General features: G+C 46.7%; 14 protein-coding genes and 1 pseudogene. 5 read left to right on the forward strand and 10 right to left on the reverse strand.

What is annotated here, in order from left to right; all coding sequences use genetic code 11:
• Positions 1–160: 160 nt before the first annotated feature.
• Positions 161–1,189, reverse strand: coding sequence for an L-threonine 3-dehydrogenase (gene tdh, locus B2Q93_RS08665; RefSeq protein WP_040077852.1), 1,029 nt, complete (start codon positions 1,187–1,189; stop codon positions 161–163).
• A 9-nt stretch (positions 1,190–1,198) separates the two neighbouring features.
• Complete coding sequence (kbl, locus tag B2Q93_RS08670; protein ID WP_286932551.1) at positions 1,199–2,395, reverse strand: glycine C-acetyltransferase; 1,197 nt, start codon at positions 2,393–2,395, stop codon at positions 1,199–1,201.
• A 215-nt stretch (positions 2,396–2,610) separates the two neighbouring features.
• Here kbl and rfaD point away from each other — a divergent pair, with 215 nt between their 5' ends.
• The 5 genes and pseudogenes from rfaD to B2Q93_RS08695 form a co-directional block, all read left to right on the forward strand.
• Positions 2,611–3,543, forward strand: a complete 933-nt coding sequence (gene rfaD, locus B2Q93_RS08675; protein WP_046886296.1) for an ADP-glyceromanno-heptose 6-epimerase — start codon at positions 2,611–2,613, stop codon at positions 3,541–3,543.
• 12 nt (positions 3,544–3,555) lie between these two features.
• Complete coding sequence (gene rfaF, locus B2Q93_RS08680) at positions 3,556–4,602, forward strand: ADP-heptose--LPS heptosyltransferase RfaF (protein ID WP_286932553.1); 1,047 nt, start codon at positions 3,556–3,558, stop codon at positions 4,600–4,602.
• 3 nt (positions 4,603–4,605) lie between these two features.
• Positions 4,606–5,568 carry a lipopolysaccharide heptosyltransferase RfaC gene (gene rfaC, locus B2Q93_RS08685; RefSeq protein ID WP_286932555.1) on the forward strand — a complete coding sequence of 321 codons (963 nt, stop codon included), beginning with the start codon at positions 4,606–4,608 and terminating at the stop codon, positions 5,566–5,568.
• A 27-nt stretch (positions 5,569–5,595) separates the two neighbouring features.
• Positions 5,596–6,828, forward strand: coding sequence for an O-antigen ligase RfaL (gene rfaL / locus B2Q93_RS08690; protein ID WP_286772313.1), 1,233 nt, complete (start codon positions 5,596–5,598; stop codon positions 6,826–6,828).
• 226 nt (positions 6,829–7,054) lie between these two features.
• Positions 7,055–7,185, forward strand: a pseudogene (locus tag B2Q93_RS08695) (IS4 family transposase); the annotation flags it as partial.
• A gap of 199 nt (positions 7,186–7,384) precedes the next feature.
• On the opposite strand, the gene B2Q93_RS08700 reads toward B2Q93_RS08695, so the two are convergent.
• The 8 genes from B2Q93_RS08700 to B2Q93_RS08735 form a co-directional block, all read right to left on the reverse strand.
• Positions 7,385–8,527 (reverse strand): lipopolysaccharide N-acetylglucosaminyltransferase, encoded by a 1,143-nt coding sequence (locus B2Q93_RS08700; protein WP_286932557.1) that lies wholly within the window; start codon positions 8,525–8,527, stop codon positions 7,385–7,387.
• Positions 8,528–8,533: 6 nt separating this feature from the next.
• On the reverse strand, positions 8,534–9,553 hold the full coding sequence (locus B2Q93_RS08705) for a glycosyltransferase family 8 protein (RefSeq protein ID WP_286932559.1): 1,020 nt from the start codon (positions 9,551–9,553) through the stop codon (positions 8,534–8,536).
• Between the two features lie 62 nt (positions 9,554–9,615).
• Complete coding sequence (rfaY, locus tag B2Q93_RS08710; RefSeq protein WP_207292733.1) at positions 9,616–10,323, reverse strand: lipopolysaccharide core heptose(II) kinase RfaY; 708 nt, start codon at positions 10,321–10,323, stop codon at positions 9,616–9,618.
• A gap of 41 nt (positions 10,324–10,364) precedes the next feature.
• A complete protein-coding gene (gene waaO / locus B2Q93_RS08715) occupies positions 10,365–11,375 on the reverse strand; it encodes a lipopolysaccharide 3-alpha-galactosyltransferase (protein ID WP_286932561.1) in 1,011 nt (336 codons plus the stop codon).
• 49 nt (positions 11,376–11,424) lie between these two features.
• On the reverse strand, positions 11,425–12,222 hold the full coding sequence (gene rfaP / locus B2Q93_RS08720; RefSeq protein WP_286932563.1) for a lipopolysaccharide core heptose(I) kinase RfaP: 798 nt from the start codon (positions 12,220–12,222) through the stop codon (positions 11,425–11,427).
• Positions 12,215–13,339 carry a glycosyltransferase family 4 protein gene (locus B2Q93_RS08725; RefSeq protein WP_040077837.1) on the reverse strand — a complete coding sequence of 375 codons (1,125 nt, stop codon included), beginning with the start codon at positions 13,337–13,339 and terminating at the stop codon, positions 12,215–12,217. Before B2Q93_RS08725 ends, rfaP begins: the two co-directional genes overlap by 8 nt.
• On the reverse strand, positions 13,336–14,406 hold the full coding sequence (rfaQ, locus tag B2Q93_RS08730) for a lipopolysaccharide core heptosyltransferase RfaQ (RefSeq protein ID WP_286932565.1): 1,071 nt from the start codon (positions 14,404–14,406) through the stop codon (positions 13,336–13,338). The genes B2Q93_RS08725 and rfaQ overlap by 4 nt, the downstream gene beginning before the upstream one ends.
• Positions 14,407–14,576: 170 nt before the next feature.
• Positions 14,577–14,777 (reverse strand): hypothetical protein, encoded by a 201-nt coding sequence (locus tag B2Q93_RS08735; RefSeq protein ID WP_286932567.1) that lies wholly within the window; start codon positions 14,775–14,777, stop codon positions 14,577–14,579.
• Between the last annotated feature and the right edge of the window lie 35 nt (positions 14,778–14,812).

Raw genomic sequence — 14,812 nt, forward strand, 5'->3', positions numbered from 1 at the left:
CGTCTAAGTGTAAAGTGTATTGACGTTCAGGTTAGGTAATTAAAATTAGCAGCACAACGAGACAATAACTCAATTACGCAATATTTATGACAAATGACATTTATTTACAACATTTCGGACAAGCCTTATAAGAAAAGGCCGAATAACTCGGCCTTTTTTATTATTTGTCCCAGCTGAGGATAACTTTGCCGGATTGACCGGAACGCATGGCGTCGAAGCCTTTCTGGAACTCATCGACAGAGAAGTGATGAGTGATAATCGGAGTCAGATCCAGGCCAGACTGGATTAGCGCTGCCATCTTGTACCAGGTTTCGAACATCTCACGGCCATAAATGCCTTTAATGAACAGCCCTTTAAAGATGACCTTGTTCCAGTCGATAGACATATCCGACGGCGGAATACCCAGCATCGCGATACGACCGCCGTGGTTCATGGTGTCGAGCATGGTACGGAACGCTGGCGGCGCGCCGGACATTTCCAGACCGACGTCAAAACCTTCGGTCATACCCAGCTCTTCCATGACGTCATTCAGACTTTCTTTCGAAACATCTACCGCGCGGGTCACGCCCATTTTACGTGCCAGCGACAGGCGATACTCATTCACGTCGGTGATAACAACGTTACGCGCACCCACGTGCTTCGCAACCGCAGCCGCCATAATCCCAATCGGGCCGGCACCGGAGACCAGCACATCTTCGCCCACCAGGTCGAAAGAGAGGGCGGTATGGACCGCGTTACCGAACGGGTCGAAGATGGAGGCCAGATCGTCAGAGATGTTGTCCGGGATTTTGAAGGCGTTGAACGCCGGGATCACCAGATATTCTGCGAAACAACCCGGACGGTTCACCCCTACACCGACGGTATTACGACACAGGTGCGTACGTCCACCGCGGCAGTTACGGCAGTGACCGCAGGTAATATGACCTTCGCCAGAGACGCGGTCGCCAATTTTGAAGCCTTTGACTTCCTGCCCGATACCGACCACTTCGCCCACATATTCATGACCTACAACCATCGGCACCGGGATGGTCTTCTGTGACCACTGGTCCCAGTTGTAGATATGAACGTCTGTACCGCAGATGGCTGTTTTACGAATTTTGATCAGCAGATCGTTATGACCGACTTCCGGCTCCGGCACGTCGGTCATCCAAATCCCTTCTTCCGCTTTCAGTTTGGATAACGCTTTCATTACACGTCCTCAGGCAATTACGCCCAGCTGTTTACCGATGCGGGTAAAGGCTTCTACCGCACGTTCAATTTGTTCAGGCGAATGCGCCGCAGACATTTGGGTGCGGATGCGCGCCTGACCTTTTGGCACCACCGGGAAGAAGAACCCGGTAACGTAAATTCCTTCTTTTTGCAGCTCGCGAGCAAAGTTCTGTGCCACCACCGCATCGCCCAGCATCACCGGGATGATCGCGTGGTCAGCACCCGCCAGGGTAAAACCTGCCGCACTCATTTTCTCGCGGAATAGACGAGCGTTGGACCACAGACGGTCGCGCAGTTCGCTGCCCCCTTCTACCATCTCCAGCACTTTGATAGAGGCCGCAACAATCGCCGGGGCCAGCGAGTTGGAGAACAGATACGGGCGAGAACGCTGACGCAGCCACTCCACCACCTCTTTACGCGCAGCGGTATAGCCGCCGGACGCGCCGCCGAGCGCTTTGCCCAGCGTACCGGTGATGATGTCCACGCGGCCCATCACCTCACAGTATTCGTGCGAGCCACGGCCATTCTCACCTACGAAGCCGACGGCGTGAGAATCATCGACCATTACCAGCGCGTCGTATTTGTCCGCCAGGTCGCATACGCCCTTCAGATTGGCGATCACGCCGTCCATAGAGAATACGCCGTCGGTGGCAATCAGCACATGGCGAGCGCCGGCTTCACGCGCCTCTTTCAGACGGGCTTCCAGCTCAACCATGTCGTTGTTGGCGTAACGGTAACGCTTCGCTTTACACAGGCGCACACCGTCAATAATGGAGGCGTGGTTCAGCGCGTCGGAAATGATTGCATCCTCTGCGCCAAGCAACGTCTCAAAGAGACCGCCGTTAGCATCGAAACAGGAGGAGTACAGAATGGAATCTTCCATCCCGAGGAAGTTCGCCAGCTTTTGCTCAAGCTGCTTATGGCTATCCTGCGTGCCGCAGATGAAGCGCACGGAGGCCATACCGAAACCGTGGGAGTCCATGCCATTTTTGGCTGCGGCAATCAGCTCAGGATGATTCGCGAGACCTAAGTAGTTGTTGGCGCAGAAGTTGATCACATGGCTGCCGTCGGCAACGGTGATATCGGCCTGCTGAGCAGAGGTAATAATACGCTCTTCTTTGAACAACCCTTCCGCACGTGCGGTCTCCAGGTCGCTGTTTAACTGTTTGTAAAAATCCCCACGCATTGCAATTCTCCAGACTCGGCAAATTTTGGCACATATTACCCAAAGCTATACGGGGATACGAGATGACGCATCATCAGTTGTCGTTTTTGCAGCATAAATCACGTGTATCCCTGTGGTGTATCGGTGAATGGCTGAAGGGTCGCCATACTAATGATATGATAGAACCATTAGCATCCGGGATTGTCCCCGGGCTCCACACTTCAAAGGTTACAGTTATGATCATCGTTACCGGCGGCGCAGGTTTCATCGGAAGTAACATCGTTAAAGCCCTTAATGACAAAGGCATCACCGACATCCTGGTGGTGGACAACCTGAAAGACGGCACCAAGTTCGTTAACCTGGTGGATCTGAACATTGCTGACTATATGGATAAAGAAGATTTCCTTATCCAGATTATGGCGGGTGAAGAGTTCGGCGAGATCGAAGCCATCTTCCACGAGGGGGCATGCTCCTCTACCACCGAGTGGGATGGCAAGTACATGATGGACAATAACTATCAGTACTCCAAAGAGATCCTGCACTACTGTCTGGAACGTGAAATCCCGTTCCTGTATGCCTCTTCTGCAGCCACCTACGGCGGTCGTACATCTGACTTTATCGAATCCCGCGAGTACGAGCAGCCGCTGAACGTCTACGGCTACTCCAAATTCCTGTTTGACGAATATGTGCGTCAGGTGCTGCCTGAAGCAAATTCCCAGATTGTTGGCTTCCGTTATTTTAACGTCTACGGGCCGCGTGAAGGGCACAAAGGCAGCATGGCGAGCGTGGCATTCCACCTGAACACTCAGCTGAATAACGGTGAAAGCCCGAAATTGTTCGAAGGCAGCGACGGCTTCAAGCGTGACTTTGTCTACGTGGGCGATGTGGCAGCGGTGAACCTGTGGTTCTGGGAAAACGGCGTGTCCGGTATCTATAACCTGGGCACAGGCCGCGCAGAGTCCTTCCAGGCGGTCGCTGACGCCACGCTGGCATACCACAAAAAAGGCAGCATTGAATACATCCCGTTCCCGGACAAACTGAAAGGCCGCTACCAGGCGTTCACGCAGGCTGACCTGACAAACCTGCGTAAAGCGGGGTACGACAAGCCGTTCAAGACCGTTGCCGAAGGGGTAACGGAATATATGGCCTGGCTGAACCGCGACGCGTAAGGCAGGCAAGCAATGAGGATACTGGTGATCGGCCCGTCATGGGTGGGCGACATGATGATGTCGCAAAGTCTCTATCGCACGCTCAAGGCGCGTTATCCCCAGGCGATTATTGATGTGATGGCACCTGCGTGGTGCCGTCCGCTCTTATCGCGTATGCCAGAAGTGAACGAAGCGATCCCGATGCCGCTCGGCCATGGAGCGCTGGAAATTGGCGAGCGACGTAAGCTCGGCCACAGTCTGCGTGAACGACGCTATGACCGCGCCTATGTGCTGCCCAACTCCTTTAAATCTGCTCTGGTGCCTTTTTTTGCCAGTATTCCTCATCGTACAGGCTGGCGCGGCGAAATGCGCTACGGCCTGCTCAATGACGCGCGCGTGCTGAATAAAGAAGCCTGGCCACTCATGGTCGAGCGCTATGTGGCGCTGGCCTACGACAAAGGTGTGATGCAAACAGCGAAGGACTTACCGCAGCCCCTGCTCTGGCCTCAACTGCAGGTTAATGACGGCGAAAAGACCCAGGTTTGCAGTACGTTTGGTCTTTCTTCAGAACGTCCGATGATCGGCTTCTGTCCGGGCGCAGAATTTGGCCCGGCGAAGCGCTGGCCACACTACCACTATGCCGAACTGGCAAAACAGCTTATTGATGAAGGCTTCCAAATCGTGTTGTTTGGCTCAGCCAAAGATCACGAAGCCGGCAATGAAATTCTCGCCACACTCAGCAACGAGCAGCAGGCGTGGTGCCGTAACCTGGCAGGAGAGACCCAGCTGGAGCAGGCGGTCATTCTGATAGCCGCCTGTAAAGCCGTAGTCACTAACGACTCAGGGCTGATGCACGTCGCTGCCGCACTTAACCGCCCGCTGGTTGCCCTTTATGGTCCCAGCAGCCCGGACTTTACGCCACCGTTGTCGCATAAGGCTCGCGTGATCCGCCTGATTACGGGCTATCACAAAGTGCGTAAAGGCGATACGGCTGAGGGTTACCATCAAAGCCTCATCGACATTACTCCACAGCGCGTGCTTGAAGAACTCAACAGCCTGTTACTGCAAGAGGAAAGCTGACAGATGCGGGTTCTGATCGTCAAAACATCCTCAATGGGCGATGTATTACATACGCTACCTGCGCTGACTGACGCACAGCAGGCAATACCGGGTATTCGATTCGACTGGGTGGTTGAGGAAGGTTTCGCTCAAATCCCATCATGGCATGCAGCGGTCGATCGCGTTATCCCGGTAGCCATTCGTCGCTGGCGTAAAGCATGGTTTTCAGCGGCGGTAAAAGCAGAACGTAAAGCGTTTCGTGAGGCTGTACAGGCTGAAAAATACGATGCGATTATCGACGCGCAGGGTCTGGTTAAAAGCGCTGCGCTGGTCACCCGCCTCGCGCGCGGTATTAAGCACGGCATGGACTGGCAGTCCGCCCGTGAACCCCTGGCTTCGCTTTTCTATAACCAACGTCACTCTGTCCCAAAGCAGCAACATGCGGTGGAACGTACTCGTGAACTTTTTGCGCTCAGTCTGGGCTACAGCAAACCACAATCACAGGGCGACTATGCGATAGCGCAGCATTTTTTGAATCATCTTAATGCAGATGCAGGCCAGTATGCGGTATTTTTACACGCCACGACCCGTGATGATAAGCACTGGCCGGAAGCAAACTGGAGAGAGTTGATCGGATTACTGGCATCGTCAGGGATTCGAATCAAACTGCCGTGGGGCGCGCCGCATGAAGAGGCGCGGGCTAAAAGGCTGGCTGAAGGGTTTGACTACGTGGAAGTGTTGCCACGAATGAGTCTTGAAGAGGTGGCGAGGGTACTGGCTGGCGCGAAATTTGTTGTGTCGGTGGATACAGGCCTGAGCCATCTTACCGCGGCGCTGGATCGCCCAAATATCACTTTATATGGCCCAACGGATCCTGGGTTGATAGGGGGTTATGGGATGAACCAGTTGGAGTGCCGTTCTGCAAATAAAATGCTTGCGAACTTACCCGCTTCTATTGTGTTTGACCAATTAACGTCTAAATTTTAACTCTCGTGAGCAAACGTCGGAGAAAAAATGGCCTTAGCATTACTTTTCAATAATGAGAATAAAAACTGGAAGCAATACTGGAACAGAGCATTGGTTTTTTTGTTCATTGCGACTTACTTTTTAGATGGTATTACTCGCTATAAGCATCTTATTGTCATTTTGATGACAATTTCTACAATAGTCTATTTGTACAAACAACCCAGTCATTATGCAACGTTATTTAAGACTTTCATTTTTGGTAGCGTAGTATTATTAACAGTTTTGGCGTTTTTTTCGTTGTTTCACACACCAGATCTTAAAGCAAGCTTCAAAGCCATCAATAATTCTGTTGTTGAAAACCTTCTATTAAGCTCTATAACAATTTCGGTTTTATTAAAAAATGAAAGTAGAGAAATAATATCTAAAATAATATTATTTTCATTTTTAACCGCATTGTGCTTACGCTCACTTACCGAACTGGTTCTATATTTACAAGATTACCAGCAAGGTATTATGCCTTTTACGACATTTAAGCATCGTACGATTTCTGACTCAATGGTATTTTTGTTTCCAGCGCTACTGAACCTATGGCTATTCAAAACGACAAAAGCACGTATTGCATTTTTGGCATTAAGTGTCATTTATCTTTTCTTAATGTTAGGTACGCTCTCGCGAGGCGCGTGGTTGGCTGTGCTTATCGTTGGCGTTGTGTGGACGCTAATGTATAAACAGTGGAAGTTATTGGTTTTGGGCGGAATCATTGCGGTGCTCGCATTAACGGCCATATTTTCACATAAAGACATAACTGCAAGGTTAGTTTTTAAGTTGCAGCAAACCGACAGTTCATACCGTTATGAAAATGGAACGCAGGGCAGCGCTCTGGATTTAATTAAAGAAAACCCTGTGGTAGGCTACGGTTTCGGAAATAAAGCTTATGACTATGTTTATAATAACAGAGTTGTAGACTATCCTGGCTGGAAGTTTAAAAAATCGATTGGCCCTCATAACCTTGCCTTATTTGTGTGGTTCGGAATGGGCATTGCAGGACTTCTTTCTCTAATTCTTTTATATGCAGGTATTTTAAGAGAGTGTATAAAACATGCCTTTAAGGAGGATCATTATTCTCCTCTAAATGCTTATATGATTATTTTACTATCATTCATTGGATACTTTATAATTCGCGGTAACGTTGAGCAGATCGAGTTAGATCTATTGGGGATTTTTGTCGGATTTCTGTTAGCAATGAAGGGAAAAAAGCTTGATGTTATAAAGGCTACTTAAGGCAGTATTATCGATCAGTTAAGGATCAGTTGATGAATCCTATGGCTGTGTAAGAATCCGGAAATGTTCACTCGTTTCCGGTTTTTTTATGCACATTTAAAAGGCTCTGGATCTGGTATCCCGTTACGGCTCATCGCTTAAATAGCTAGTTTATTGAAGTTATCTGGATCCGAAGCTTTTCACCCGTTGCCTTGCCGAGGCTGGCACTGTCACCCTGTACAAACGTCGCCTGCTATCTTTGATGCGCAAAGGAAAGTCAGCCACCTGCTGACGTCGATGGCAGATGCGATGCGTTACCCCGCCGCAGAAATGACAGACCTGCACAGCCATAGCTGGGAAATCGAACTGGGATACAGGTAGATAAAGCAGACGATACAGCTGAATAGGCTGACGCTGAAGACCAGGAAGCATGGTGGCAGCCGGTCAGGTTACCGACACGAAGAGAAGGAACTTTTCTGAGGGTGCCCGGGAGAAGATCTGGAAATACACTACAGCCCCGAAAAAAGGGCCAGCCAGTTGCTTAACTGACTGGTATTATTTTTTATTAACGTGTTCTTTAATCAAACCATTGGCGTATGACATCTTCAAAAACTTGTGTTACTCCTAACCAACTGTAGTGCTCATAAACAAATTTTTTTCCATTCATTGCAATATTCGTCAATTGCTTATCCTTAAGGATATTAACGATATCCTCTGCGATAGAATCAACGGTCATCGGTTCTCTAAGATGAAAACCTGTCTGTTTATGTTTCACAAATTCAGTCATACCTCCACGCGTACTTACCAAAACGGGTTTTCCCGCACCCATAGCTTCTATTGCCACCATGCAAAAAGCTTCTTGTACTTGTGATGGAATTACAACCAAATCTCCAACGGCATAGTAATTATTCATTTTCTCGGGAGACATACTGCCAAGCAATAAACACTTTCCATTTAGTCGCTCGGATATATTTCTCACTTCACGCTGGTATGCACCTTTATCACTTTTACTCACTTCTAAGTGATCGCCAACCACGACGAGTTTTAAATTCTCGTGAGATTCGGATATTTTCTCGAATGCTTGAAGTAATTGCAAAATCCCCTTATCAGGAACAATACGCCCTGCATAGAATATGACCGTATCATTTGCAGAAAGACCCAGATCGACTTTGGATTTTTCGGCATAACTTGCCTGATACGCTTCAAGATCAATCCCGTTTGGTACGATTGCTATATTCGCCTGTGGCAATTTTGCTTGATAGAAATCTTTAAGGAAGATACTTGGTACAATCATTTTGACATCAGCGTCAAGGCCTTTGACTTCCAACGCGTTGTGCATGTGTAAAACAATTTTAGTTTGTGGCGCGCGCTCCCTGATCTGTCGATAAAGCTTCATACTGTTATGTACGACAATCACGCTTTTATCGGTAATCGGAAAATCTTTTGCTATGTTAAGAATACGTTGCGAATAGGGTAAAGGATCGAGACGCGTCCATTTCTGAAAAATGCGTTTGTAAACCCGACTAAAACCGATGCGATGTATACTGCAGTTATCGTTCACCTGCGTATAATCAGAATATCCTTCGTTTTTAATACACACAATACGATTAGGAATGGTGGTTCGTTGAGCAACCTGATACATCCATGTCTCTACTGCTGCGGCGCCCCGAGGAGGAATAGAGAATATCGGCGTAACCGTAAAGATGATTTTATCAACCATTCTAATTTAGCTCTTCATCAAATTATATTTAATTGCTGTGTATAAACCGGCAAAGTACTTATTTTGATATAATAAATGTTTGTATTTCTCGCGGCACTCGTGCTTTCTTACGGCTGGCTGCCAGGGCTTTACTTTCCATGGCGAAAGCGCATAAACATCACGGAAAAATCGGGCTGACGGATAGCTTGCCCAGTCATGCCAGGGCTTCGTCACGCCCGTATAGTGTATAAACACTGTTTTATCTGTGATAAACGAAAGGTAATACTCTTTATTCTTTTCTTCAAACTCAGATTTAAGAGAATAGATTGTATTATATTCCCGCGGAAGAAGCTCAGCATGGTGGAGGAACATAATATTTAAAATATCCTGGTCTGGATACTTTATATTCTCTGTCACTTGAGGATCAGAAAGCAAATCAAAAAACTTTTCCGTCAGATGCGAATTCAACCACTGCTTCAGATTAATATACATCACACCAGAGTTAAAATAATGACCTTCGAACTCTGGATTTTTCAGTCGCTCGGCACTCTTCTTCTGCATAGAATCGACATCAACAACTACCGCACCGTACTGATCGTTAAACTCCAGAGCAATCAACTCTTCTAGTGAGCCTTTACAAGTGATGTCAGCATCAAGGTACAACAGTTTATCCAGTCGTTCAGAGAAGTAATCGAACGAGAGCAGTCTATAATAAATCGACACGGGCCAAATATCCGTTTTGGGTAGTGTCGATAAAGGTGCTGCATCAATATGATAGAGCTTAATAACTGTTTTGTGCTGTTCAGCAAGCTCAGTAAGCAGATGAACAAAGTCAGGATCTAAGACATCCGAAATAATATGAAAGGTAAACGGCGTGTCATGCTGCTTGTTATTCTCCAGGATCGATGCGATGGATATTGCTGCACCGACCTGATAGTTTTTATCGATACCCCATGAAATATTAAAAGTATCGCGGTCTTCGCATTTTTCAATGCGTTTATCCAGCACAATTATGTCTTTAAACCGGGTTAATTGTTTAAAATCCAAGTTATTTACCTTTCAGGCGTATTATCTACACGTACTGTTACTTACTAAGTCTTCGGAAATAATTAACGTTTCTTCAGACCCAGCTTAACCTTTATTTCTCTAATAATGTTTTTAACTTTCTTTTTAAAGAGGAGCGAGTTATATCCAGAATCATGCAGTGTATTTTTGATTCCGTAATGACGCTCAAGATCAAGCCTGTCTTTCGCTTTCAATAATGGGCTCGTTTTTTTACCAGAAAGATCTATCAAGCGTAATCCCTGCTCCGACACAATGAAATTAGCCTTATGTGGATCGCCTGACACCATACCATGATCATGTAACTCTTTTATTGAATCTGAAATCTCTTTCTTAATATGTTCAGGGACGTCAACATATTGTTCTAAACCTGTACCTTCAATGTATTCAATTAACATTATAAAGTAATGGGAGAAATTCAATGTCTTTTTCTCAGCCAATAGATAGTAATCATTAATTGAGGATACACCCTCGTTTCTGACTCTATTAGTCTGATAAATTAAGTTTTCGTAGTAATCTCTCTTTACGCACGATTTCAGGAATCGCTCTACTTTTTTATGTTTCGGCGCAAAGACTTTTAGTACTATCGGCCCGCGTTCGGTTTCGATCAGTATGACTTTAGTATCTTCAATTGAACGAAATACTTTTGTCACTTTAAGATTAAAACGAAGAAAATCTTTCAAAATTTTTTCATAAAAGGGATCGTTATCTTTTACGAAAACCACTAAATTATCTATTGTCTTTTTTTGAATCATAATGAAACCGTTATTTTTAAATTTTTAGTAAGTATTTATTATTACTTAATAAGTTTATTTTTATAATAATTAATGTAACTCAAAATACCCTGCAAGGTCTTTCCTTGCCTGAATTTATGCTTGGCACAATATCTATACTGATTACTATTTACTGGTTTTAAAAGCTCAACGTTTTGCCATGGAGAATGCTTCTTAGCATCAAGGAAACTTTGCGATACCGGATAATTTGCCCATTCGTGCCAGGGTTTTGTAGGACCGACATAGTGAATAAATACTGTTTTATCATTCACAGGATTCACAACATCATCTTTCAGTTCATAATTGATACTAAAACGTGTGTTGTACTTCCCGTCGATAAAATTCACTTTACCTGCCAGTAAAATGTTCAGTACGTCCTGATCCAAATGCGTGATTTTCTCTACCCACTCAGGTATACGCAGCATTTCAATCGCTCGGGTAGAAATGTCATTTTTTTGCCATTCATTAATGTTGATCAGCAAAAATCCGGCATTAAAATACCCTGAAGCCAGGGCTGGGGTAGTAAGGGTATTCGCGCGATTGGTCCACCATTCGCTATCCCTTTCAGTTACCACCGCTGCAACTTCATTTTCCGCAAACGTATATTCGGCTAGTTCTTGAATAGTGCCCTTACAGGCGATGTCTGCATCAAGATACAATAACTTATCGATTTTATGATAAAAATAATCCGCTATAACAAAACGGAAATAAGTTGCATAAGACCAATTTTTGGTAAACGGAAGCGTCTTAAGTTTATCGCAATTAATCAGATAGACTTTAACAGAAGTGTGGTATTGCGCAGCCAACTCGGAAAAACGTACTTTATCTTCGTCGCTAAAATAATCGGTAAATACATGGAATTCAAAATTTAGCGATTTATTATTCAGCAATATTGATGCTATCGCAACACCACAGCCAAAGAGGAAGTTTTTATCGATGCCGAATGCAATATTAAGGCTATCGTTCGATTTAATTTCTCGACAGTCATAATCAAATACTGAAAGGATGACATCTTTGTCACTAAACTGAGACATGTTAATTCTTGTCCGCTAAATATAAAGAGAAAGGATAGCCCCGGGCGGGTTACAACGACTTGCGAATCGTTCTTTCGCGAATTTTACTGGCTTTTTCTTCTGCCTGCGTTAGTAGATCGCTCTCCTGGCGAAGAATGTTTTTTAATGGCAACTCAAAATAAATCTTCATAAATCGCCAGATATCCCGCTGCGTTAATCCAATATTCATTGACGAAAAATAGAGCCCAATAAGGTCCTTATCGCGCCAGCGGCGTGGGACTTTTTCACGAATTTGCGCACGATGGAGGTCAATCATTGAGATCTTTAAATCCGCTTCGTCGCCACTGAACGGCAGATGCAGGAGAAAGTGACAAATATAACAATCGCGGTGATTGATCCCTCCCGTGTGCATTTTACGAACCATGGTCGCAACACGATCGATAAGCATACGTTTCACGCGCACGTCCGGAGGATTGGTTGCCCAATCCGCACAGTAATCTTCCAGGCTTATCGTCGGGGTTAAATCTTCCGTTATGATGAAGGACGTACGCGTGAGCGGATTGAGGCCTTTCTCACCAAAGCCGACACCATACATGGTATCTACGCCCAGCTTGCTCAGCCGATGAATGGCGTGCCACTCTCTGTCGGCACCTAAAACCGGCATACGCAGCGAGAGCAGATTTTTCACGATCTCTTTCAGGGACGTCCCGCGGTGCCATTTCAGAAAATAACTTTTACCAGCCAGCTCGAAGCGCAAGGTACGGCGAGTTTCCAGCTCCCGGAAGACCTCACCCTGCAGATTTTTGACCTCTTCGAAAGCATCTTTACCGCGCCATAATGTGGCTAACGGCTCTTTCAGCTCAACCATCTAAACCACCTGTTATGATATCCGCCGCTTTCTCCGGCAGGCTGTATAAATCCTGGGTATCCGCATAATGGCGCGCATTTTCCGCCCAGGCAGCGCGCAGTGACGGTTGTGTCAGCGCTTTGCGTAACGCTTCATTCAACGCTTCTTGCCGGAAAGGCTCTGCAATGGCGACGCCGCAATTAGCATCCTCAATATAGTGTGCATAGCCGCAAACTGCCGTTGTCAGTACGGGCAAGCCTGCGGTAATCGCCTCCAGCAATACGATACCGGCGGCTTCCTGATAGGCAGGATGCAGCAGTAAATCTGCCGCTGCCATCAGCTCTGCAACATCGTTACGTCCGGAGAAGAAATGAACATTACTGCGAACGCCGAGTTTTTCCGCCAGCGCCTCGAATTTCCGCGGCTTGTCCTGGCCAACGACAAAAAGCTGGGTATTCTGACGCTGCGCCTGAGGTAGCGACGCCAGCGCCTCGATAGAACGGTCTACGCCCTTACGGCTAAAGTCAGAGCCGACCTGCAGTATTAAGTGCTGCTGCTCGTTAATGCCATTTTTCTGACGATAGATTTCGCGACTGTTTGGAATCTGTTGGCTGTACTTCCGGTCGGGGTAAATACCGGGCGGAAGGATGTGAAAACGCTCAGCTTCAGTCTGATAATGTTTCTGAAAATCAGCGATCTGCTTATCCGTCAACATCAGTAACTGCGTTGGCTTGCCGTTCTCGAAGGTCGCACGTTCAAAGGCCGCATAGTGCCGATAGCGCGAAGTCAGACGATAGAAAAATCCCTTCTCCTGCGCCACTTTCTCGGCGTAACAGACATCGGCTGCATAATAGACATCGAGGCCAGGCATCTTATTAAAGCCAACGACCCGATCCACCGGATGGTCACGAAGATGTGCCTGTACCCAGGCATGATATTCCGCGTTACGTCCATGATTGGTGCGGGATTTTACCGGGACGCGTATCAACTCAAATACGTCCGGGCACTCACCTTCCCAGGACTGGGTGTACACGCGAACATGATGCCCACGAGCCGCAACAGTCTGAGCAATGCGCATAAAATCACGCTGCAGACCGCCGAACGGGAAATATTTATATAAACAGAAAGCAACGATCATAGTGCGTCACCTTCCACTGTCGTCACATGACTTACAGGCAACATTTTCTTTACCGCCGCAATAACATCACTGGCAGGAATGACGGAAAGATACATCTCATTGCGATCGCGTTGCTCGCGCGGCGGCATTGGTCGGTAATCACCGGCCCAAAACTGAATCATATTCGTGGACCAGGGGCGCCAGAAATTATGGTCTGTCGCACCAAATAAGCACACCAAAGGTGTGTTAACCGCCGCCGCGATATGTCCGGGCGCGGAATCCACGCCAATAAACAGTTCCGCATGATCAATTAGCGCCCCCAACTCAGGGAAAGTCACTTTACCGGCAAGCGCCGTTACGGGAGGCGTTTTACAGCCTTCGGCAATCACCTTTATACAGGCCAGATCATCACTACCAGGCCCGGAGGTGAGCACGACCTGATAGCCTTCTGCATGCAGGGCATCGATGACCTCGGAAAACTTCTCGTTGTTCCAGCATTTAAATACCTGACGTGCCGTAGGTTGGATGACAACATAATGTTCGCCGACTCCGGATTTATCCAGTTCGCTACGCACGCGTTCCCAGCATGACGGGTTATAACTCATCGTGGTACGGCTGACGAACGAGGTCAGGTTCAGGGGAGCCAGTACTGAGAGGTTACTTTCAACCACATTCTCGCCTACTAAAGGGGCAAGGTGAGTAAAGCTATTGCGCCAGAACGATGACTGGCGATGGCTGTAATCTTGTGAAATCCGAACGGGTACGTTGAGAAGCCTGACTAATAGCGCAACCATCCACTGATCTGTCAGGTTAACAATCAGGTCATACCGATTAGCGCGGAGGGTTTTAAGTAAATTTGCGAAATTCGCTATTTTCTCTGCCGCGTTGGCCTTCTTATTTTTTATGCCATACAGCGCGTTAATTTCAGGATTCTCAGACAATATCGGCATCGTATCCTGATAAAGAAGCACATCAATCTTTGCGTCAGGATAATTCTGTTTTAGCGTACTGATGACAGGAGTTGTTAATAACATATCTCCATGGAAACGCATCTTTATAACCAGAATTTTTCGAAATGACTTTTCCACAAGCGGCTCTTTTGTTGTGATTGTCCGGTAAAGGCAGGCAGAAAAAAGCACGCTACCGCCCCAGGCTCAACAGCTACCTGAATACTGATACCGCACTCACTTTTGTGCGCTAGTGTAACACTTCTTTCGCTTCAATCCGATACGAATAAAATTTAATCAGAGCATTCATTTTATGCAGTCAAATCAGAATGATAAGCATGATAATTTGCGGTAAAAGCGGCTTGTTCACGTTGGTTCCGGGTGCCCCTGGCGGTAAAATTCAACAAATCGCATAAAAATACAAAAATCATAGGCATCGCAAGTGGCGGGGTACAGGCGTCTAAATAGACCAAAAACAGGAAAAGTAATGGCAAAGGCGCAGCTAAATACATAGAATCCCCAGCACATCCATAACCCAGCGATTTAC

The sequence above is a fragment of the Leclercia sp. UBA5958 genome, from assembly GCF_002430365.1.
Classification (GTDB): domain Bacteria; phylum Pseudomonadota; class Gammaproteobacteria; order Enterobacterales; family Enterobacteriaceae; genus Enterobacter; species Enterobacter pneumoniae.

Bases quoted from the DNA above. Each gene is read 5' to 3' on its own strand.
- waaO (WP_286932561.1), bottom strand. From the start codon at position 11,375: ATGTCTCAGTTTAGTGACAAAGATGTCATCCTTTCAGTATTTGATTAT.
- B2Q93_RS08735 (WP_286932567.1), bottom strand. From the start codon at position 14,777: ATGTATTTAGCTGCGCCTTTGCCATTACTTTTCCTGTTTTTGGTCTAT.
- rfaL (WP_286772313.1), top strand. From the start codon at position 5,596: ATGGCCTTAGCATTACTTTTCAATAATGAGAATAAAAACTGGAAGCAA.
- kbl (WP_286932551.1), bottom strand. From the start codon at position 2,395: ATGCGTGGGGATTTTTACAAACAGTTAAACAGCGACCTGGAGACCGCA.
- tdh (WP_040077852.1), bottom strand. From the start codon at position 1,189: ATGAAAGCGTTATCCAAACTGAAAGCGGAAGAAGGGATTTGGATGACC.
- rfaP (WP_286932563.1), bottom strand. From the start codon at position 12,222: ATGGTTGAGCTGAAAGAGCCGTTAGCCACATTATGGCGCGGTAAAGAT.
- B2Q93_RS08700 (WP_286932557.1), bottom strand. From the start codon at position 8,527: ATGGTTGATAAAATCATCTTTACGGTTACGCCGATATTCTCTATTCCT.
- B2Q93_RS08725 (WP_040077837.1), bottom strand. From the start codon at position 13,339: ATGATCGTTGCTTTCTGTTTATATAAATATTTCCCGTTCGGCGGTCTG.
- rfaD (WP_046886296.1), top strand. From the start codon at position 2,611: ATGATCATCGTTACCGGCGGCGCAGGTTTCATCGGAAGTAACATCGTT.
- rfaF (WP_286932553.1), top strand. From the start codon at position 3,556: ATGAGGATACTGGTGATCGGCCCGTCATGGGTGGGCGACATGATGATG.
- rfaY (WP_207292733.1), bottom strand. From the start codon at position 10,323: ATGATTCAAAAAAAGACAATAGATAATTTAGTGGTTTTCGTAAAAGAT.
- rfaC (WP_286932555.1), top strand. From the start codon at position 4,606: ATGCGGGTTCTGATCGTCAAAACATCCTCAATGGGCGATGTATTACAT.